This is a genomic window from Psychrobacter sp. UBA3962 (assembly GCF_002385225.1).
Classification (GTDB): Bacteria; Pseudomonadota; Gammaproteobacteria; order Pseudomonadales; family Moraxellaceae; genus Psychrobacter.
In genome coordinates, this window is sequence record NZ_DGDC01000010.1 from 73,134 (window position 1) to 92,881 (window position 19,748).

A 19,748-nucleotide genomic window follows, 5' to 3' on the forward strand; every position below is an offset into this window, starting at 1 on the left:
AATTGACTCAGTCTTTATAATTAACTTGCCCCTGTAAATAAAATTAACCAAATAAACCATCGCCTCTGGGTTTGGCAAGTATGGCCAAATAACTGAAGCAAAATAAGACAAAGCAGCCTATCCAAGCACTTTGAGCCAGCATAATCCACATCAAGTAAGCGTCAGGGGCAATCAGGGGCATGACTACTCTAAAGACAAAAGCCAGCGCCATCAAAGCGAACATAAAGTTTAGAGTTTTTGGTGGGGAATGAATGCTGCGACCGGTATGTCCTAAAGAAACTCTAGCCATCATCGCTACGGTCATCATGCCCACACCGGATAAGGCTAAAGCGTGGACAGCAATGCTGTGATTAAAGGCGAGCCAAGGTTGAAGGGCGAACAAAAAGAAGCTAATACACATGCCTAAAAAGGCTACGAACAGCGACCAAAGTAAGGGTTTTTGCCACAATCTAGGGTGATACCAACCGATGAGTCGTAGAAAATTGACTAGAGCCACGATAAAGGCACTAGTGCTTACTAAATAAGGGTTGGGATAAAAGACATCAGCAATCATAAATATTAAAAATGAGCCAAGACTTAACACATCTAAGGTTCTACTGTTTTTGACATTAACTTCTTGATTGCTATCGAAGCTAAGTCCTCGCTCAATAAAGAAGGGGACCACTCGGCGACCAATGGTGAGCACTATTCCCATAACCAAATATAGCCCCAAATAAACCCCAATACGTAAATAGTCCTGATCTGCTGTAAAAATCCCCCAATAACACAAGCCATTACCTATCGTCAGTAACACCAGCTTAGAGATAATGCCCATCTGTTTGTATTGCTTAACGGCCATGACCGCTTTGATGATCACCCAAGCAGTTAGCCCCATAAATAGCAAGTCAAATATGATTGCTATAGCCAGCCACACAGGAAAGGCAGTTAACCCTAGGCCTAATGCTGCCCAAGCTATACGGGCAAGTAGCCAACAGCCAAAGATGGCCCCTAAACGATAACCATAGGGCATCATCATTCCTGTCCAAGTCTTAACTGCGGTTAATAAAAATCCAGCAATAATGGCCATGGCATACCCATAAAGCATCTCATGCGCATGCCAATAAAAAGGATTAATTTGGGTGGCATTAATTTGGGTGTGGCCGAGAAAGATAAACATCCACAGCGCCATGATAAGGATAGCAAAAATAGCGCCACCGCTAAAAAATATGCGGAAGCCCAAATTTAAAATAGGATGCGGGGAATAAAGGGGTTTATTTGGGGGCTGAATCTGTAACATATAGCGCCTCTAATAAGGTAATAAATGAACACGCTAAAATAGGAAATATAGGTATGAATGAGCTTTAAAACATACATATAAAATGAATGTTATTATTATACCCAGTTCGTAGCCATATTGATAGCGTATTGATTTACCTTTATGAGCACCAATAATAAATAAGGACAGCAATAAAAAACCCCTAGATGATGTTAGTCAAATAGGGGGTGGAGAAAGCGAAATTACGATTTTAGTTATTATTGTTATAAGACAAGGTTGAAGTTCATATCTTAACAGTTAATCCTTATAAATCAAAGGGTTATAACAAGGATTGATAATAAGTAACTGGTAGATATTATAAGCTAAAATCATTACAAAGTAAATGATAGTAATTATCATTAATAGATGGTTGAGCAAATTTTGTCTCTCTATCTTAGCAGAGTAATTTGTTATCATAGCCACAATCTAACGGCTATAAAAAAGAGTTTATAAAAGGATAAGTCTGTGTCAAACCAAGTGTACGATGTCACTCTTAGCGATAATGAGTTAATGCGTTATTCGCGTCAGATACTGCTACCCAGCTGGGATATCTCCTCTCAAGAGCGATTAAAATCCAGCACCGTGGTTATGTTGGGGGCAGGGGGGCTGGGCTGTCCGGTGTCAGAGACTTTGGCTCGCGCAGGAGTTGGCGCAATCCATCTTATTGATGACGATATCATTGAGCCGAGTAATCTACAGCGTCAAACCTTATTTACGGTAGAGGATGTTGGTCAAGGTAAAGCCAAAACAGCATATGAGGCGCTATTAAAAATCAACTCATTTGTGAAGGTAAGCTATGCTCATCAACGCTTGACTGCTGAAAATGCCGCCTCGTTGTTATTGGTCGATAAGGCCAAAGCCAGCAATGCCCCTTTTTTACTGCTGGACTGTACCGATAACTTCGCAGCCAGAGAGTTACTGAATCAGGTCAGTGTGACCCACAATATTCCTTTATTGTCAGCCTCTGCCATTGGTATGTCTGGGCAATTGGCGTTATATGAGCCCAGCAAGCAAAATGGCTGTTATCACTGTGTATTTGGTGAGGCGCTAGAGTCTGAGGCAAATGACAGTAGCCAGACTCAGACTTGTGCAAATTCAGGCGTGCTGGCAAGTACCACTACGATTATGGGTAACCTTCAGGCCAATGCTGCACTGCAGTACTTGGGTCGAGGGCAGAATCCATTACAAGGTCAGTTACTGATTTGGGACGGCAGCGCCATGACCCAGCATAAACTGCGTTATCGACAAGATAAGAAATGCCGAGTTTGTGCCAGCTAACTTAAGGTCTTATTAAAACATTAGCTTAAGGTTCAGTATCAGGTTTAAAACTGAATATACTCTTTCACTAAGGGGCTAAGGTCAATCTCAACCCCTAAGTTAACCAGGTTCCAGTATTGTCCAGACACTGTACGATCTACCATCATCGTCGACGCTGAGGGCTGAAATTGCTTAAAGTATTTTAGCCCTTGTTTGGCTTGGCCTATCACTTCATGGTGAATATTACTATTGCCAAAGTCAAAGGGCCCAGTGTGGTAAGGAGCGATGGATAGAGGGGTTAATCCTATTTGCAGCCACTTTTCGTAAAAGCTACCCGGCACCAATACTTCATCCTCTCGGCGGATGCCCAACGTCACCAAATCTTGCTCCAGTGCGGTAACGTCTCCTTTTAAAGCATGCAGGGCAAAGCGTCTAAATAATTGAACTTCAGCATCACTGTAGGTTCGAATACCGCCGAAGTCATAGGCAATAACGCTACCATCGGGACGAAAAGCGAAGTTACCTGGGTGAGGATCACAATGCATACGATACAACTCAAACAGTTGACCGGCACTAAAGTGAAACAGGCGAGTCGCAATCTTTTGCTTTATCTCATTATCCCAAGTGGCGGCAACACTTAACGGCTCACCTAACTCCTCAGTGAGGGTTAAAATACGTTTGGTAGAGTGGCTTTTAATGACCTTGGGAATGATTAACCCAGGGTCATCGGCATGAAAAGCACCAAATATGGCTAAGTTTTGAGCCTCTTTTAGGTAATCTAGTTCGTCTTTTAGACTGTCACGTATTTCGGCAAATATCTGGTCTTGTAATTCGCGGCTCATGCTTAACACGCCAGTCATCTTTAGCGCCATTCTGACTTGTTTTAAGTCACTGTCGCAGTTTTTATCGACATCTGGATACTGAACCTTGACTACCACGGCCTGACCACTAGGCAGGACTGCTTTGTGCACTTGTCCGATAGAAGCGGCTGCGAACGGCTGCTCTTCAAACTCAAGGTAGGCCTCCTCAATAGGCATACCAAGCTCGCGCTCTACTTGCGATTTAATTTGGGAGTAAGGCATAGGCGGAGCATTATTTTGTAGCTTCTCTAAAGCCGCGGCAACTTCAGGCGGAAATACCTCTTTGTACTGCGAGGCGATTTGACCCACTTTCATGACCGCCCCTTTCATCTCGCCCAAAGTTTCGGCGATTTGAATGCCCACATCTTGTAGCATTTGTGAGCGTGCTTCTGCTCGCTTATTCTCATCAGTTGAAAGGCTTTTGATAGAGTTCTTTGCTGCTTTACCCGCGATGCTTGCCGTCATGCCGGCAAGTTTCATAAAACGTTTGCTTGAGGATGCCATAATATATTGCCTTAACCCTTAATCGGGGTCTTAAAAGGGGGACAAGTGTTCAAAAAATACCAAAACAATAGTCATTATTATAGGTCATTTGCTGACCCATATCGTTAGTGTAGCGTTGGCTAATTATTACTTATTTAGAAGTGACTTAGACAGCTATAGAAGTGCTTATGCCTTATATAAGCTCTCTATAAAATAGTTTAGCGCCATATCATAGCCTAAGTGACCCAAGCCGCATATCACACCCACTGCTTTATCACTGAAATAAGAGTGCTCTCTAAACGGCTCACGACTGTGGATGTTGGAGAGATGCACCTCTACAAAAGGCTTCTTGATGGCCAATAAAGCATCGCGCAGAGCGACTGAAGTATGAGTAAAGGCTGCGGGGTTAATGATAACTGCATCAATTTTATCTTCGCTATCTGCCAATAAGCCATGATGTTGCACAGCATCTACCAGATCACCTTCATGGTTGGATTGGATGCTAATTAGCTCAATATGGTGTTTTTCAGCAGTGTTATTTAGACGCTGCTCAATATCTTGCAGGGTGGTATACCCATAAATTTCAGGCTCACGTAATCCCAATAAATTTAAATTGGGGCCGTTAATTAATAAAATTCTACGATAAACAGGCTTTGATATAGGCTGGGTCATAATAAACTCGATAAAAATAGCGGTTATAAAGTCAAACTTTATCTTTAGCTTAAAAATTTGGTCTGCGTAATAATTATAATACTATACCGAGTTTTATATCATTAATATTGACTAAGTACAGATATTTAAAGGTATTAGTCACTAAAAGATGAAAAAAAAGGTTAAAAAAATAGCAAGATAGTGTGAAAGTTATGTTAAAACACTTTGTGTTAATAAAATGGCGTGCTATGATTAGTTTTAGATAACAAACATGTCTGTAATGTAACAGAAATAGAAATATGCGGTTTTAATATTTTTATAAGTTAACAACTGACTCTAAAGTTGTGAGCATTATAAGGTCTATGTTGGTTACTAGTGGCCAATAGCCACTTCTTATACCCAGTATAGGCATTTTAGGCCTTGAGCCTACATGCTTTATTAATTGGGGTTTAATTGAAGTTTTGTTAATTAAGTTTTAGGAAGTAGATTATGTCAGCTCGTGAGCAAGGTACTGTTAAGTGGTTTAATGATGCAAAAGGATTTGGCTTTATTCAACGTGAAAGCGGTGAGGATATCTTCGTTCATTTCCGCGCTATTCAAGGTGACGGCTATCGTTCACTTCAGGACGGCCAAAAAGTAGAGTTTGTGGTTACTGAAGGTGAAAAAGGCTTACAAGCTGAAGAAGTTACTAAAATAGACGCTTAATATAAATTCAATATTTCAGAGGTTGATAAATCTTATTAGCCTGCCTGTTTATTGATCCAAAAGTCAATGTGTCAAATCTTAATAGCATTACTGCTAAATTGGATTTGATATGTTGGCTTTTTTTATTGAACGCGAATAATTATCCTTATCTAACTTAGGCATTGGTGATGGCAATGACCTATAATAGCTTAAAAATAGGCCATAGCTAAAATAGAGTTATTTAAAGAGGGTCTAGCGTTTTGCTGACACCGGCTAAGCAATCACCAAAGTAGCGTACTAATAACCATAAATGACGTAAACACTAAGGAAGTTTAATGGATGATTTTATTAAATTTAACGATTTGGATTTAAGTGACAGTGTCCTAAAGTCGGTCGAAGAGTTAGGCTTCACTCAGTTGACGCCGATCCAAGCCCAGATTCTACCGCACACGTTAGCGGGACAAGATGCCATTGGTCAAGCACAAACTGGCACCGGGAAAACAGCCACTTTTCTTATTACCATCATAGAAGCTTTATTAAAGCGCCCCTTCCAGCCCGATGAAAAGCGATACTTGGGAGAGCCAAGAGCATTAATTTTGGCACCGACTCGCGAGCTTGCCAATCAAATCTTTGAGGATGCCATTGCTTTGACCAAACATACCCAGTTACATAGTGTTTGTGTGATGGGCGGGATAGATTATGAGCAACAGACAGCAGCTTTGGACCAAGAATTTACCGATATCTTGATTGCAACACCAGGCCGTCTGATTGACCTGATCCATAGAGGTCATGTCTTTTTGGACCGCATCGAAGCTTTTGTATTAGATGAAGCGGACCGTATGCTGGATATGGGTTTTATTCCTGATATTAAGCGATTGATGCGTTACATGCCGCCCAATACCGATAGACAAAGTTTATTATTCTCAGCAACTTTTAACCAAGATGTTATGAATTTAGCTTATAAATGGCTATTGAATCCGGTTTTTGTTGAGATTGAGCCTGAGCATAAGACCAGTGATTTGGTCGAGCAACACTTCTACCTGTTAACAGAGGCTGATAAATATCAGGCTTTGACCCGTATTTTGGCCTCTGAACAGGCAGATAAAGTCATTGTTTTTGCGAACCGAAAAGATCAGGTTAAGCGCTTGTATAACCGATTGGGAGAAGAGCACAACGTGGTCATGCTTTCCGGTGATGTCGATCAAAGTAAGCGTGAACGTTACTTGGATAAATTCAAAAACGGCAATGCCAAGGTGCTGGTGGCGACAGATGTGGCGGGACGCGGTATTCACGTGGATGATGTTAGCCATGTGGTGAACTACACCTTGCCCGATCAGCCTGATGATTATGTACACCGTATAGGGCGTACCGGACGTGCCGGCCAAAAAGGAGTTAGCATTAGCTTCGTAAGTGAAGATGATGCCTTTAATTTACCGGCAATTGAAGCTCATTTAGATACCAAGCTGAAACTTGAGCAGCTAGATTAATTGGCTACGGCTGTAATTAAAAATATAAAACACTAAATGCAAATAGGGCTACTGATTTCAGTAGCCCTATTTGTTATGTGTTATTTTCTATGTACTACTAGTTATGGGGTGTTTATACAAGCTATGAGAGGAGAGGCTATTTTATTGAGAATGATGCTGCATAGGCATCTCTTCTGCTGAATGCATGTCGTGGCCGGCCATATCTTCATTACCCATAGAATGCTGATCGTGAGCGCCGTGTTCAGCAGGAGCAGACATTGAGCTGTCGTGCATTTGATGCCCCCCATGCGCTCCGTGGTCGCCATGACCGCCCATATGTTTCATTGCCATAGGGAGAGCAATCACTGCCAATCCCGATAGAATCATAATGATTCCGTTTAATTGACGTAATTTATAGCGGCCAATTTGTTTGTGTAACCAGCCTACGGTTTCTTGGGTAGCGACTAACATAGGAACTGTCCCTAAGCCGAAGACGAACATCAATAAAGCGCCAGTAGCAACATTATTACCGACAACGGCCATAAGCAGGGCACCATATACCAAACCACAAGGTAGGAAACCCCATAATAAGCCAGCGGCTAGAGCTCTTGGAAAAGTGTTTAAGGGAAAAACTTTTTGACGTAAGGGAGACAGTTTTTTCCAAACGCCCATGCCCACTTTTTCAAGTTTGTTTAAAAAGGGCATGCCCAGCATAGATAAGCCAATGAATACCAATACCAAGCCCAGTAAAATACGAGGCGTTGAGTTACCCATAAGGATTGGGGCTAAAACGGTGGTGCCGATAATGCCCGCAATAACCCCTAAAATTGAATAACTAATCAGTCGGCCAAAATGGTAAGTGGCAATAAGTCCTCGTTTTTTTAGAGGGCTTACCTCTTGCATCGATAAACCAAAAGCGGTAACCAAGCCACCACACATCCCTAAGCAGTGTGGAGAACCAAAAAAGCCCATAGCAAATGCTGCTAACAATAAAGGAGTTGTCATAAAAAAATTATCCGTAAGGTTTGGTTTTTAGAGCAAATTGAAGGCTCACAGTTGGCAACTATTATTTGCCCTCCGCTGATTCATCTTTACTATCAGCTTGTGAGATATTGCTAGTATTCGATTGATTATTGACCTTTGGAGGCGGTATATCGGCTTTAGGCGTAGTAGGGTTAGGGTTACCACCCAGAGCTTGCCTACGTTCCTGGCGGTCATCTAAAATAACGCGCTGCGATTCATTATCCAAATCCTCAAATTGATTGGATCTAACGGCATAGCGAACCGCCCAAATACCAATCACAAATAGCATAAGGCTTAACGGAATAAGTAAATACATACTGACCATATTAGGCATCCATTTTTTAAGCGTACGATTAATTGAATAAAAATATCAGCAGATCATAAAAAGCAGAGTCGTTAATTTTAAAAAAATATAATATACCTTTATATATATTATAATGCTTTTTAGTAAAAAAAACTAAAAAAAAAGTGTCTAATCAATCCAAAAAAGGCTGACTAGAATGTCTTAACATCTTCCGGCTTTCGACTGCGCAATAAGGTCTCAAAGCTGACATCACTGGCTTGACGACAATTATCTTGTGGCACAAACACATCACGAGCATACGCGGCCAACTCATATAAAGTACGACGAGAATGCTGAGCATTATTTCTAGGCTCAAGCCAGCCTTTCTGCATAGGGAGAGGCGCGGGAATTGGTAAGGCGTGAATGCCATTTAAGGCAAACTGTCGGCGGGCACGCGTCATGTGATAGGCATCTGTAATTAAATATACATCTTGTAAATGCAGACGTTTGGCAGTGAATCGGGCATTTTCGCAAGTGTTCATACTGGCATTTTCAGTGATGACATTCTCAATATTGTAATTATATAACCAATCTTTCATCCAAGGGGCATCCACTCCGGTCAGTATTATCGGCAATGGGTTGTTGCGCTGATATTGGATGACAGTCTGCATCCGGCTTAACGTATAGTCATTAAGCACAATGTCTGGTTTTTGCAAAGAAGAGCCTTGAGCTTGCTGTATGGGCTCATCAGTTTGTGGTTTGGGTTGATAGCTCGCTGAAATGCTAGACTTTATTTGCCGAGCATTCTCAGTCTTATTATTTTTATCTGGGTTTTGTTGATCCTGATAGGTATCCGCTTCAGTAAGACCACCGCCTAACACAACATAGGCTGTAGGCTGATGATTAAAGGGAATACTTAAAGATAAAGTCGTATCAGGTTGCTTATTATCGACGGCATCCTTCATCGCAGTAGGGGAAGTTAACACCGGTTTTGAGTGCTGTGCGACCTTAGGTATCGGTAAATGATTAAGCACCCACAATCCCACAGTAGAAAAAACTGGGGTATAAAACCCAACCAGAGTCATTAATCCTAGTAATAAAAATACCAAAGAGGACTTTATTACGATATTGACCATGGGGGCTATCGGAGTGGGCGACTTAGTCATCGAAGGTGACACCAAGATATATTAATAATGGGCTTCATTATTTACCCAGACAGGCTCACGCTCTAAGGCAATACCAAACTGATCTTGAATGGTCTGCTGGATAAGCTGCTGTGTGGCTAAAATATCGTGCTGAGAGGCCGGTGTGTTACTGTCTGCTGCGCTATGATTAACCAATACTAAAGCTTGTTTGTCATGGGTTAAAATGGGGGCGATACCTTTGCCTTTTAGGCCAGCGTTGTCTATCAACCAGCCTGCGGCGACTTTGGTCTGTTCATCCCCCACAGGGTAGCCCACGATGTTAGGGTACTCATTTGATAAGGCAATAAACTGACTATTAGCAATAATGGGGTTTTTAAAAAAGCTGCCACAGTTGGGGAGCTGCTTTGGGTCGGGAAGCTTCGATTGACGGATTTCGATAATGGCCTGCATTACATCTTTAGCAGTAATCTCTGAGCGTGAGTCAGCCTCTGCTTTAGTCATTGCCAAGGTAGAGACATCGCCGTAGTTCGCGGTAACCTTCAAGGCATCTTTATGCAGCTTAAAACCTACTCGGGTGATCAGCCACTGGCCTGCTTGCTGTTTAAAGATACTGTCGCGATAGTTAAACTGACAGTCGCTTTTGTTAAACTCATGCCAAATCTGGGTGGGTAAATGAAAGGCTTTAACATGGGTCATGTAATCTTCTAATTGTACCCCATAGGCGCCAATGTTCTGTACCGGAGAAGCCCCAACCAGCCCTGGGATTAACGCTAAATTCTCTAAACCATACCAACCTTGATTGACAGTATAAACCACTAGCTCGTGCCAACTTTCACCACCCATGACTTCAATGGTAATGCTGTCAGTATCTTCGGCTAAAACCTCGATACCTTTATAAGTAGGATGCAGTACGCTGGCGTGTAGTATTTCAGGCAAAATGACGTTACTGCCCCCAGAAAGCACAAATATCGGGGTACCAAGCCTATCAAGCTCTGCCACCGTAGGTTCGATATCAGACTCTAAGTTCAGGGTAATCAGCCTATCTGCCTGACAAGACAGACGCATGGTATTGTACTCAATTAAGTCTGCAGCCACTGTGGTTAGGTTGTTCAATGCAAAGCCCTCAGCAGTTCTCTGTGCTGATGAGAGGTTAGCAGTATTGGCTTGGGTGCTGTGGATTTGAGATGAGGGGCTCATAGGCGATTTGGAACTCAATTAAATAAGCTTAATATTATAGCAGTGACCCTATCAAATAAATATGACAGGGTCACTAGGGGATTAGGGGTTAATAACAATCAATTAAAAACCGGCAATTATAGTTGCCAAGTATCTATCCAAGCATCTACAGACGACTCAAGTCTTTTAATAACCTCTTCAAAACCATCCTCACCGCCATAGTAAGGGTCAGGCACATCTTGGTTGAGGTAGCTGGCATCTACTTCACTCATTAATGCCAAGCGAGCTAAGTCCTCAGCGCCAGCTTTTTGTGCGGCAATCTCACGAATTTGTTGCAAGTCTTTTAGATTTTGAGAGTCCATTGCCAAAATTAAATCAAAATCCAAGAAGTCTTGGGGACTTACTTGACGAGCGACCAGTTTGCTAATGTTATAACCATGTTGTTTGGCGTGGCTTTGAGCACGAGGGTCAGGGTGCTTACCGATATGCCAATCGCCAGTACCTGCCGAATCAATTTTTAGGGTTAACCCTGCAATGGCGGTACGCTGTCTCATGATGCCTTCTGCTGTAGGAGAACGGCAGATGTTGCCAAGACAAACTAGTAGAACTGACTTAGGTGTCGTATCTGACATAGGCATAAGATAACCTTTAATAATTATTTTAATGAAGTAGGAGAAAAGAGGGTATTAGTAGCTTTTTGTGCTAAAACAAATTGCTGATAGACTCACTAAAGGTAAGTCGCTCAAATAAAAATAGCCCTCTTAAAGTGAAGGCTATTCTAACAAGGTTAGGGGGTAAACGATAGTAGAAGACGGCTACGCAGAGGTCAGCATTTATCGGTAAATAGCTACGGTTGAAGCGGACATTAAGATCATAAGTTACGCTTATAAGTTAAGTAAAGCCGATTAACAACGTTCTTAATCAGCTTGGTATTTAAAACGCTGTAAATCACGGCGTTGTTTTTTATTAGGCTTGGTGTCTGGACGAGCCAAATTGGCCAGTTTTCGTTGTTCTGCAAAGTATTCGCGTCTTTTGATGCTCTCTTCTGTCTCTTCATACAAAGTTTGAGCCACAGTAGCATTGCCTCGTTGGACTGACAGATCTTTCACCACCACTGTTTTTTCGGTCATGGCAGTGGCAGAGCCTTGACGAATAGTAAGCTCATCACCAATGCTAATCTCTTTACTGGTTTTGACTCGGCTTCCAGCAAAATGTACTTTACCGCCTTCAATGGCTTGCTTGGCTAGGCTACGGGTGCGATAGAATCGGGCTGCCCATAACCATTTGTCCAAGCGAACCTTTTGTAGAGAGTTGCTATTGTTATCAGTATCTTTTGATTTTGCCATAATTGCCCTATAAATTTTAACCACTCAAGTAGCTGGTTTTTATGAGTATCTTCATTATTTATGGGGGTATAAGTCAGCAAGTTCAATTAAGCTACTTCAAAAACAGCTGATACCCCACGTTGTCAGTTACCGGGGTACAGTCATAGCCAATCTCTTGTAGCATATCTTGTACCGCAAGTGAGCTGGTGGCTGTGGCCTGGATGCCCACCAATACTCTGCCATCGGCCGCCCCATGGTTTCGATAGTGGAATAGGGTGATGTTGTAATCTGTGCCCAATCTTTCTAAGAAGTTAAGTAAAGCACCAGGACGTTCTGGGAAGCTGACTTTAAACAGCTGCTCATCTGTTAATCCGGCATGACCGCCAATTAAGTAGCGAATATGAGATTTTGAAATATCATCATCGGTTAGATCATGAGCGTCATAGCCGGCTTCATGTAAGGAATTTGCAATAGTGTGGCGCTCTTTATCACCTTCTTTTAAGGCAATACCCACAAAAATACTGGCAGGTTCTAAAGAGTCCGGTGAGGTGCGACTGCGTGCGCGATAGTTAAACTCAGTGATATTACGACCTTTTAGATCACGACAGAACTCTAAGAAAGCACCGGTACGCTCAGGAATAGTAACGGCAAATACCGCTTCTTTTTTCTCACCAATTTCAGTACGCTCTGCAATATAACGCAAACGGTCAAAGTTCATGTTGGCACCAGAGATTATGGCCACACAGTTTTTGCCGCTAATTTTGTTTTGGCTTAAGTATTTCTTCATCCCTGCCAGCGCTAGAGCTCCTGAAGGCTCTACAATGCTGCGTCTTTCTTCGAACACATCTTTGACCGCTGCACAGACTTCATCATTGGTACAGGTCACTACTTCTTGTTCGATAAGTTTGCCTGAGTTATCGCTTTTTTGTAAATTGAACACCTCATAAGGCAATTCACCAATTTGTGCTACTGCAGTACCATCAACAAATAAGCTGACTTGAGACAGCTTAACTCGATCTCCCGCTTCAATGGCTGCTTTTAAGCTGGCTGCCCCTTCAGGTTCAACAGCAATGACTTTGACATGAGGGGCTACATCGCCTAAGAAGGCGGCGACACCAGCCAGTAGACCGCCGCCCCCTACTGGGACAAACACATAGTCTACATCTCGCCACTGTTGATTAATCTCCAAAGCCACAGTGCCTTGCCCGGCAATAACCAGCTCATCGTCATAAGGAGGAATATAGGTTAAACCCTCTTTGATTGAGCGCTCAATGGCATACTGGTTTGAGACATCAAAGCTGTCGCCGTATAAATCCACATTACCGCCCAAAGCTTTGACTGCTTTAACCTTAATGTCTGGGGTAGTGGTGGGCATAACGATAATATTTTTAAGGCCTAACTTGTCAGCAGAGAAAGCTACCCCTTGAGCATGGTTACCAGCGGAGGCACAAATGACACCCCGAGATTTTTGCTCTTCAGATAGCTGACTAATTCGGTTATAGGCGCCTCGTAACTTAAATGAAAAGACAGGCTGTAAATCTTCTCGCTTCAAACGAATGTCGTTGTTAAAACGAGCAGATAACTTTGGTGCAAAATCTAAAGGCGTCTGAATAGCGACGTCATATACGGTAGCCTGGAGAATGTTACGAACCCATTTTGATAGCATAGAAAGTCCTAAAAATTTATTTACCGATGGTCTGGTGAATGGTTTTTGCCCATGAACGGTGACTCATAATTGGTAACGGAGTCGATGTCTTTATTTTTGTAACTGTTAAGCCTATGCTGTTTTTTTTAATCGTGCAAGTTTTAGCAGTGAAATTATTGATGATATTAGTTTATTTTATAAATAACTTTTTTTAAGTGATTAAAAAGACAGCTTTTGAAACTAAAGATGGCGAAAAATAAGGGCGGATTTGGTATTATGGCAGCTGCATAATTAACGACTAATGTTGGTTGTTTAAACCATTTGATTTTATACCTTATTAATTGCATACATAAAAAGGGCAGCTATGAGTCAGCAACTAAAGCTTAAACAAGAAGTCGCAAAAGCCGCACTGGCCTCAATTGACGACGGAATGATCCTGGGTGTGGGCACAGGCAGTACTGTGAACTGCTTGATTGAATTATTGCCGCAAGTGAATTTAAAAGGGGCTGTGGCCAGCTCTAAAGTAACCCAAGATAAGTTAGAAGCTTTGGGAATAGAGGTGATGGACCTAAATTATGTGGGCGAGCTGGACCTTTATATTGATGGCGCTGATGAGGTTAATCCTAATTTGCAGTTAATTAAAGGGGGCGGTGGTGCCTTAACTCGTGAAAAAATTGTGGCAGCCGCCTCAAAACAATTCTTATGTTTGGTCGATGAAAGCAAATGGGTCACGCAGCTAGGCCGTGAGTTCCCAGTACCTATCGAAGTTTTACCACAAGCGCGTTCTTATGTGGCTCGTGAATTGGTAAAATTGGGTGGTGAGCCGGTGTATCGTGAAGGCTTTGTGACTGATTATGGAAACCTGATCTTAGATACTTATAATCTTGAAATCACCAGTGCCAGCGAGATGGAGCAAACTCTAAATAATATCGTTGGGGTAGTGTGTAATGGTATTTTTGCCGCCAATCAAGCAGATAAGCTGTTAATTGCTAAATCAACAGGGGTAGAGCTGTTACAGCGTTAATATAAAATACTATTCTACTGCTAGTGGGTTTATGGTTAAATAAAGAAGTAATAGCAATTTGTCGTTAGTTTTAGATTGTTTTTGATCTCGTATTGAGAACGACAAATTTATTTTTGCCACTTATTTATTAACCGACTGACAAGGACGTCAAACCCATGCCTATCCTCTCCCTTAATGGCGCTGAAATTTATTACGAAGACAGTGCTCCTGAACAAGCCAACCTACCCCCAGAGCAACAAAAACCTGTGATGCTATTTGCACATGGGCTATTATGGGGCGCCCATCTTTATGACAAACAAGTCGAGTATTTCAAACCAGGCTATCGCTGTATTGCCTTCGATTTTCGAGGACAAGGTAAATCTGAAATCACCAAGTCTGGTTATGATATGGACAGCTTAGCAGACGATGCCATTGCTTTATTAGAAACATTACAGATTAAAAAATGCCATTTCGTTGGCCTATCTATGGGCGGTTATGTCGCACAGCGCGTAGCGTTAAAGCGTCCAGATTTATTGCAGTCTTTGATTTTGCTAGACACCGCAGCGGAAGCTGAAAGCCCAGAAAAGAAAGCGGGTTATGAAAAGCTGCTAAAGGCGATTCACTGGTTAGGCGTTAAACGGATCAGTAAAAAGGTGATGCCCATTATGTTTGGGGACACCTTTTTAAACGATAAGTCGCGTAAGCAAGAATATAAAACTTGGCTTGAGCACCTGAAGCGAAACGATAAAAAAGGGGCGGCTAGAGCCACCATTGGAGTTATAGAGCGTGATGAGGTATTAAGCCGTTTGCCTGAAATTACCTTACCAACCTTGATTGTGGTGGGGGATGAAGACAAACCTACCCCTTATGAAGAAGCACAGAAAATGCATTTTGCTATTAGCGGCTCGAAGCTGGCAGTGATTAAGCACTCGGGGCACAGTACCCCAGTCGAGCAGCCAGAGCAATTAAATGAGGTGATAAGCACCTTCTTAACGCAGGTTACTGCTTAACTGGACATGCTGTATATGAATGTTGTGTCTTGAAGTTAAATCTTAAATTAATAAAAAGGCTAAGTCATTTAAATGACTTAGCCTTTTTTCTATTATTCACGATAATTTATATTAGTGCTCAGTTAGCTTAGTTTAATTTTGTCTTTTAATAAAAATTCCATTAAAGCTTTTTGGGCATGCAATCTGTTTTCTGCCTCATCCCAGACCACAGAGCGTGGATCATCAAGTAAATCATGTGAGATTTCCTCCCCACGGTGTGCGGGCAAGCAGTGCATGAATAAAACTTCAGGGTCTGCTTTGTCTAGCAAAGAAGGCGTTACTTGGTAAGGCGCGAAACGACGGGCGCGCGTGTTCTGCTCGCTCTCTTGACCCATACTGGCCCAGACATCGGTAACGATTAGGTGAGCGTCTTTAGCCGCCTCCTGAACGTCTTCTACTAAGCTCACACAGTGTTTGAACTTTTCCATTAAATCTGGGTTAGGTTCAAAGCCGTAAGGGGCAGCAACTCTAAGCTCAAAGCCAAATTGATGGGCAGCGGCCATAAATGAAGAGCACATATTGTTACCATCACCTACCCAAGTAACGATTTTATCTTTGATGCTACCACGGTGCTCATAATAGGTCTGCATGTCCGCCAATAATTGGCAGGGATGGAAATCATCTGTTAAAGCATTAATGATAGGCACTGAAGAATACTCGGCAAACCTTTCTACTTTTTCATGCTCAAAGGTACGAATCATAATGAGATCGACCATGCTTGAAATTACCCTAGCCGAATCTTCAATAGGTTCGCCACGACCCAGCTGCGTGTCTTTAGGCGATAAAAAGATAGCGTGTCCCCCAAACTGTCCCATACCGGTTTCAAACGAGATACGAGTGCGGGTAGAGGATTTTTCAAATATCATGCCTAACGTACGACCTACAAAGGGTTGGTACACTTCGCCAGCATGTTGCATCTTTCGAAGCTCACTTGCACGCCTAATTAAGGCTTCAAGCTCGGTTGGAGATAAATCGAGTAGAGTTAAAAAATGACGCACGCTCATGTGGCTCTCTTTAAATAACAGTTAATTTAGGTAGAAGATTCCAAAAAATAATTGACTAAACTGTCAGTATAGCGAACTTTTTGGCTATGTGAAAATAGTTCGCTATTATTTATATAAATGCAGTTAATCTAAATGCAATTAATTTCAATGTAGTTAATATAAATGCAGTTGCTCTCAATAGTCATCATTTGTTAGTGAGGGCTAAATTACCACACGAGTAGGGCGCTGTGTCACTCGGCACAATAATTCATAACCTAAAGTATGAGCAGAGTTGGCAATCTCATCAACGCTAGGTTCTGCTTTTTCTGGGTCCCCCCATAAGACAACCTTGTAGCCCACTGTAGGGTTAGGCACTTCGGTTAAATCGATGGCAATCATGTCCATGGCCACCCGTCCAATGACTGGACATTTATAACTTACTGTTGCCTCAGATTCGGTGCTATCACTGGCCATCTGCTTCACAGTAACCCAGGCTGAGCCATCAACCACTCGAGGATAGCCGTCACCATAGCCAATACTAACAATACCTTTAACTATAGGGCGGTTGGCGACAAAACGGCTGCCATAGCCTACTGGCGCGCCAGCCGCAATGTTATGAATCGCCATTAAGCTGGCTGCAAAAGTCATGACGGGCTTTAATTGTAAATCCTGAGCACTAATGCCCTCTAAAGGGGTGCTGCCATAAAGCATAATGCCAGGACGTACCCAGTCAAAATGGCACTCAGGAAAGTTAAGGATACCGGCTGAGTTGCATAAAGAGGCTTTGATATTGCTATCTACTTGCTCTCTTAATTCGGTTAAGGCCCCAGTAAATATTTTAATTTGATTGGCGTTAGAGGGATGGTCAGGGCGATCAGCATTGGCAAAGTGGCTGGTTAGGATAAGATTATATCCGGCATCAACCAAGGTTTTTGCTACGGCTACAATCTCTTCGGGTTCAAAACCTAAGCGGTTCATGCCTGTATTTAATTTAAGCCACACAGTTCGGCAAGCAGAGTCAGCGGCAGGTAATTGATCTAGAGCCCACTGTACTTGCTTTTGATGATGAATAATACTTTGACAGTCAGCCTCAATAGACTCTGCCCATTCTTGTTGACTAAATACCCCTTCGATCAGCACTATGCCTTTTTGCCAGCCCAAACTGCGAATCTGCTTCGCTTCATCAAAGCAGGCTACACCTAGAGCATCTGCTAGCTGCAAATTTGCAATACAGTGCTTGACCCCATGACCGTAAGCATCTGCTTTTACCATTGCCAAAACTTTGGTTTTTTCAGGGATTTTTTTTATGACTTGGCTTAAGTTATGGGTTAAAGCGGCAGAGTTTATAGTAATTGAGGCATTACGCATGGTTAACACTCACTAAGATATCTAAAGAATGGAAATAACTAATATAGGCTGACAGCTTGGCTAACTATAATCATCAGTTTGACTAGCGTTATTGGCGGTCAGCCTAAATGTAAATGGCAATTTAATGATTTATTCATCTTTTTTATAGCTGGGGACTCGACTGACATCTAGCCTAAGATACGCCATAGCACAAACAAAATGGCTAGGATATAAAATATAGGCGACAGCCAAGCGATAACCTGGGTGGCTATGGCCACACTAATGACGAAGCCGGCTAAGGCAATCCAGTCTTTACGTCTGTCATTTAGCATGTCAGCACGAATTTGCTGTATTTCTCGTAGCTGCTGATCTTGTCTTGCCCCTTGTGAAGCCATGCTTTGTAACCCTTGATCCAATAGCTTAGGAACCTGAGCGGTTGACAGCAATAGTTCAGGTAACTGTTCACGCAACTCACGCATATTGCGGGCAGGATCAAGCTGCTCTTTTACCCACCCGGTCAAAATGGGCTTGGCCAAAGACCAAATATCAAGATCAGGATATAAGTCGCGACCTAGACCTTCAACGTGAACCAAAGTTTTTAGGAGTAGCATAAGCTGAGGGGGAATGCTCATATGATGGCGACGAGCGATGTCTAAGATCTGCATCAACACCCCCGCGAAGTCTATTTCATTAATGGGTTTTAAGACCATAGGCGAAACAGTCCGGCGCATGTCACGGGTTAAGGCATGCTTATCGGTATTGGGCGGTATCCAGCCCGCTCGGCTCACAATATCTACCAAGTTGCTGAAGTTGTTGTTCATCACCGCCAGTAACATACGCGCCACTATCATCTGATCTTCTTTTGATAATTCGCCCATGATGGCGCAATCAAGGCCAATGTATCTAGGGTAGAAGCGATATGGCTCTGGGGTATCTGCTGGCAAGGTCTCAACGAAGACATTTCCTGGATGCATGTCTGCATGGAAGAAGTTGTCGCGGAAAACCTGAGTAAAGAAGATGGTTAGCCCTTTTTCTGCTAGAGCAGCACGGTCGTAATCTAACTCATCGAAGACTTGAGTCTGCGAGATGGGCACACCCACAATACGCTCCATCACCATCACGCTTTTTGAAGCCGCATAAACCTCGGGCACATACATCATCGCAGAGCCTAAGAAGTTATTACGCATCTTAGTGGTATTGTCCGCCTCAAAGGTTAAGTCCAGCTCATTGAGCATAATCTGACGATAATCTTCTACCACTTCGATAATACGCACCGCACGTGCCGCTTCAATGCGAGCAGAAGCCCACTGTGCCAGGTCACGTAGTAGCTCAAAGTCAGAGACAATACGCTCACGAATATCGGGCCTGACCACTTTGACCACCACTTCACGGCCATCATGCAAGGCAGCGGTATGCACTTGGGCAATAGAAGCTGCGGCTAAAGGCTTGGTATCAAAACGTGAAAACAACTCATTAATTGATTTGCCTAGACCAAATTTTGGGTCTTCGATTTGGGCAATGGCAATATTGACATCGAAGGGTTTCACTCGGTCCTGAAGCTGAACCAATTGCTCGATAATCTCAGGGGGAACGAGGTCGCGACGAGTAGATAGCAGTTGACCCAGTTTAAGAAATAACGTTCCCATTTCTTCTAGCGCAAGCTTCACCCCATTTGGCTGATGTTTCTTGCCCCAAGCAGCAGGGTGAGATTTAATCATACGTGCCACAGATTGTAGCTGGGGAGCTTCTTCTAGGGGAAGGTGGGTATCGAGGCGGTGAAGAGCGGCGATGCGCCAAAGCTCAAGTAGTCTTTTGCGATGAGATAACAGCATGTGGAGCAACCCATATCAGGAGTATAAACAAAGCCATGACTCACTACGGAGCCTTAATCAGCTTAAATAATTGGTTTTAATGATACCACGGGAGAAGTATTTTAAGAATGGCTGAAGCCGCTTAGAGGAGACAAAGTGAATGAAATTATCAGTAAAATAGCCTCATAAAAAAGTCTCATAAAAAAAGCCACCTTAAATTTAAGATGGCTCAGTTAAGCAGAGAGCTAAAGCTCTGCCTTAGA

General features: G+C 42.7%; 18 protein-coding genes. 5 read left to right on the top strand and 13 right to left on the bottom strand.

Annotated elements, in window-relative coordinates:
* Nucleotides 1-43 precede the first annotated feature (43 nt).
* On the bottom strand, nt 44-1,276 hold the full coding sequence (locus B3S92_RS02435; protein ID WP_296202363.1) for an NnrS family protein: 1,233 nt from the start codon (nt 1,274-1,276) through the stop codon (nt 44-46).
* Nucleotides 1,277-1,804: 528 nt separating this feature from the next.
* On the opposite strand from B3S92_RS02435, the gene B3S92_RS02440 reads away from it, so the two are divergent.
* Nucleotides 1,805-2,572: a HesA/MoeB/ThiF family protein gene (locus tag B3S92_RS02440; protein ID WP_414706985.1), complete on the top strand. Its 768-nt coding sequence runs from the start codon at nt 1,805-1,807 to the stop codon at nt 2,570-2,572.
* 44 nt (nt 2,573-2,616) lie between these two features.
* Here B3S92_RS02440 and B3S92_RS02445 read toward each other — a convergent pair whose 3' ends face one another.
* Both B3S92_RS02445 and aroQ read right to left on the bottom strand, forming a co-directional pair.
* Nucleotides 2,617-3,915 (bottom strand): AarF/ABC1/UbiB kinase family protein, encoded by a 1,299-nt coding sequence (locus tag B3S92_RS02445; RefSeq protein WP_296202366.1) that lies wholly within the window; start codon nt 3,913-3,915, stop codon nt 2,617-2,619.
* A gap of 165 nt (nt 3,916-4,080) precedes the next feature.
* The gene (aroQ, locus tag B3S92_RS02450; protein WP_296202368.1) at nt 4,081-4,566 is read right to left on the bottom strand and encodes a type II 3-dehydroquinate dehydratase; all 486 of its coding nucleotides are present in this window, start codon (nt 4,564-4,566) and stop codon (nt 4,081-4,083) included.
* Nucleotides 4,567-5,034: 468 nt separating this feature from the next.
* On the opposite strand from aroQ, the gene B3S92_RS02455 reads away from it, so the two are divergent.
* On the top strand, nt 5,035-5,250 hold the full coding sequence (locus B3S92_RS02455) for a cold-shock protein (protein WP_037032066.1): 216 nt from the start codon (nt 5,035-5,037) through the stop codon (nt 5,248-5,250).
* Between the two features lie 314 nt (nt 5,251-5,564).
* Nucleotides 5,565-6,716 carry a DEAD/DEAH box helicase gene (locus tag B3S92_RS02460; protein WP_296202370.1) on the top strand — a complete coding sequence of 384 codons (1,152 nt, stop codon included), beginning with the start codon at nt 5,565-5,567 and terminating at the stop codon, nt 6,714-6,716.
* 141 nt (nt 6,717-6,857) lie between these two features.
* On the opposite strand, the gene B3S92_RS02465 is transcribed toward B3S92_RS02460, so the two are convergent.
* The 7 genes from B3S92_RS02465 to ilvA form a co-directional block, all read right to left on the bottom strand.
* Nucleotides 6,858-7,700, bottom strand: coding sequence for a sulfite exporter TauE/SafE family protein (locus tag B3S92_RS02465; protein WP_296202373.1), 843 nt, complete (start codon nt 7,698-7,700; stop codon nt 6,858-6,860).
* 61 nt (nt 7,701-7,761) lie between these two features.
* The gene (ccoS, locus tag B3S92_RS02470; RefSeq protein WP_296202376.1) at nt 7,762-8,043 is read right to left on the bottom strand and encodes a cbb3-type cytochrome oxidase assembly protein CcoS; all 282 of its coding nucleotides are present in this window, start codon (nt 8,041-8,043) and stop codon (nt 7,762-7,764) included.
* A 170-nt stretch (nt 8,044-8,213) separates the two neighbouring features.
* Nucleotides 8,214-9,167 (bottom strand): YdcF family protein, encoded by a 954-nt coding sequence (locus tag B3S92_RS02475; RefSeq protein ID WP_296202379.1) that lies wholly within the window; start codon nt 9,165-9,167, stop codon nt 8,214-8,216.
* A 21-nt stretch (nt 9,168-9,188) separates the two neighbouring features.
* Nucleotides 9,189-10,343 (bottom strand): UDP-N-acetylmuramate dehydrogenase, encoded by a 1,155-nt coding sequence (gene murB, locus B3S92_RS02480; RefSeq protein ID WP_296202382.1) that lies wholly within the window; start codon nt 10,341-10,343, stop codon nt 9,189-9,191.
* Nucleotides 10,344-10,459: 116 nt separating this feature from the next.
* The gene (locus tag B3S92_RS02485; RefSeq protein ID WP_296202385.1) at nt 10,460-10,960 is read right to left on the bottom strand and encodes a low molecular weight protein-tyrosine-phosphatase; all 501 of its coding nucleotides are present in this window, start codon (nt 10,958-10,960) and stop codon (nt 10,460-10,462) included.
* Nucleotides 10,961-11,239: 279 nt separating this feature from the next.
* Nucleotides 11,240-11,668 carry an RNA-binding S4 domain-containing protein gene (locus B3S92_RS02490; protein WP_296202388.1) on the bottom strand — a complete coding sequence of 143 codons (429 nt, stop codon included), beginning with the start codon at nt 11,666-11,668 and terminating at the stop codon, nt 11,240-11,242.
* 91 nt (nt 11,669-11,759) lie between these two features.
* Nucleotides 11,760-13,313, bottom strand: a complete 1,554-nt coding sequence (gene ilvA / locus B3S92_RS02495) for a threonine ammonia-lyase, biosynthetic (protein ID WP_296202390.1) — start codon at nt 13,311-13,313, stop codon at nt 11,760-11,762.
* Between the two features lie 343 nt (nt 13,314-13,656).
* Between ilvA and rpiA the strand changes: the two genes are divergently transcribed.
* Nucleotides 13,657-14,316, top strand: a complete 660-nt coding sequence (rpiA, locus tag B3S92_RS02500; protein ID WP_296202392.1) for a ribose-5-phosphate isomerase RpiA — start codon at nt 13,657-13,659, stop codon at nt 14,314-14,316.
* Nucleotides 14,317-14,471: 155 nt separating this feature from the next.
* Nucleotides 14,472-15,305: an alpha/beta fold hydrolase gene (locus B3S92_RS02505; RefSeq protein WP_296202394.1), complete on the top strand. Its 834-nt coding sequence runs from the start codon at nt 14,472-14,474 to the stop codon at nt 15,303-15,305.
* 122 nt (nt 15,306-15,427) lie between these two features.
* Here the strand turns inward: B3S92_RS02505 and argF are convergent, their stop codons facing one another.
* From argF to B3S92_RS02520, 3 genes are all read right to left on the bottom strand, one after another.
* Entirely contained in the window at nt 15,428-16,348 is a 921-nt protein-coding gene (gene argF, locus B3S92_RS02510) for an ornithine carbamoyltransferase (protein WP_296202396.1), read from the bottom strand.
* A 201-nt stretch (nt 16,349-16,549) separates the two neighbouring features.
* Nucleotides 16,550-17,695: an alanine racemase gene (alr, locus tag B3S92_RS02515; RefSeq protein WP_296202399.1), complete on the bottom strand. Its 1,146-nt coding sequence runs from the start codon at nt 17,693-17,695 to the stop codon at nt 16,550-16,552.
* A gap of 167 nt (nt 17,696-17,862) precedes the next feature.
* Nucleotides 17,863-19,506 (bottom strand): ABC1 kinase family protein, encoded by a 1,644-nt coding sequence (locus B3S92_RS02520; RefSeq protein ID WP_296202401.1) that lies wholly within the window; start codon nt 19,504-19,506, stop codon nt 17,863-17,865.
* Nucleotides 19,507-19,748 lie beyond the last annotated feature (242 nt).

Excerpts from the sequence above, each read along its gene's own strand:
- B3S92_RS02475 (WP_296202379.1), bottom strand. The coding sequence starts at position 9,167 with ATGACTAAGTCGCCCACTCCGATAGCCCCCATGGTCAATATCGTAATA.
- B3S92_RS02520 (WP_296202401.1), bottom strand. The coding sequence starts at position 19,506 with ATGCTGTTATCTCATCGCAAAAGACTACTTGAGCTTTGGCGCATCGCC.
- murB (WP_296202382.1), bottom strand. The coding sequence starts at position 10,343 with ATGAGCCCCTCATCTCAAATCCACAGCACCCAAGCCAATACTGCTAAC.
- aroQ (WP_296202368.1), bottom strand. The coding sequence starts at position 4,566 with ATGACCCAGCCTATATCAAAGCCTGTTTATCGTAGAATTTTATTAATT.
- B3S92_RS02465 (WP_296202373.1), bottom strand. The coding sequence starts at position 7,700 with ATGACAACTCCTTTATTGTTAGCAGCATTTGCTATGGGCTTTTTTGGT.
- B3S92_RS02505 (WP_296202394.1), top strand. The coding sequence starts at position 14,472 with ATGCCTATCCTCTCCCTTAATGGCGCTGAAATTTATTACGAAGACAGT.
- B3S92_RS02455 (WP_037032066.1), top strand. The coding sequence starts at position 5,035 with ATGTCAGCTCGTGAGCAAGGTACTGTTAAGTGGTTTAATGATGCAAAA.
- ilvA (WP_296202390.1), bottom strand. The coding sequence starts at position 13,313 with ATGCTATCAAAATGGGTTCGTAACATTCTCCAGGCTACCGTATATGAC.
- B3S92_RS02460 (WP_296202370.1), top strand. The coding sequence starts at position 5,565 with ATGGATGATTTTATTAAATTTAACGATTTGGATTTAAGTGACAGTGTC.
- ccoS (WP_296202376.1), bottom strand. The coding sequence starts at position 8,043 with ATGGTCAGTATGTATTTACTTATTCCGTTAAGCCTTATGCTATTTGTG.
- B3S92_RS02440 (WP_414706985.1), top strand. The coding sequence starts at position 1,805 with ATGCGTTATTCGCGTCAGATACTGCTACCCAGCTGGGATATCTCCTCT.
- B3S92_RS02485 (WP_296202385.1), bottom strand. The coding sequence starts at position 10,960 with ATGCCTATGTCAGATACGACACCTAAGTCAGTTCTACTAGTTTGTCTT.
- B3S92_RS02445 (WP_296202366.1), bottom strand. The coding sequence starts at position 3,915 with ATGGCATCCTCAAGCAAACGTTTTATGAAACTTGCCGGCATGACGGCA.
- alr (WP_296202399.1), bottom strand. The coding sequence starts at position 17,695 with ATGCGTAATGCCTCAATTACTATAAACTCTGCCGCTTTAACCCATAAC.
- rpiA (WP_296202392.1), top strand. The coding sequence starts at position 13,657 with ATGAGTCAGCAACTAAAGCTTAAACAAGAAGTCGCAAAAGCCGCACTG.
- B3S92_RS02490 (WP_296202388.1), bottom strand. The coding sequence starts at position 11,668 with ATGGCAAAATCAAAAGATACTGATAACAATAGCAACTCTCTACAAAAG.
- B3S92_RS02435 (WP_296202363.1), bottom strand. The coding sequence starts at position 1,276 with ATGTTACAGATTCAGCCCCCAAATAAACCCCTTTATTCCCCGCATCCT.
- argF (WP_296202396.1), bottom strand. The coding sequence starts at position 16,348 with ATGAGCGTGCGTCATTTTTTAACTCTACTCGATTTATCTCCAACCGAG.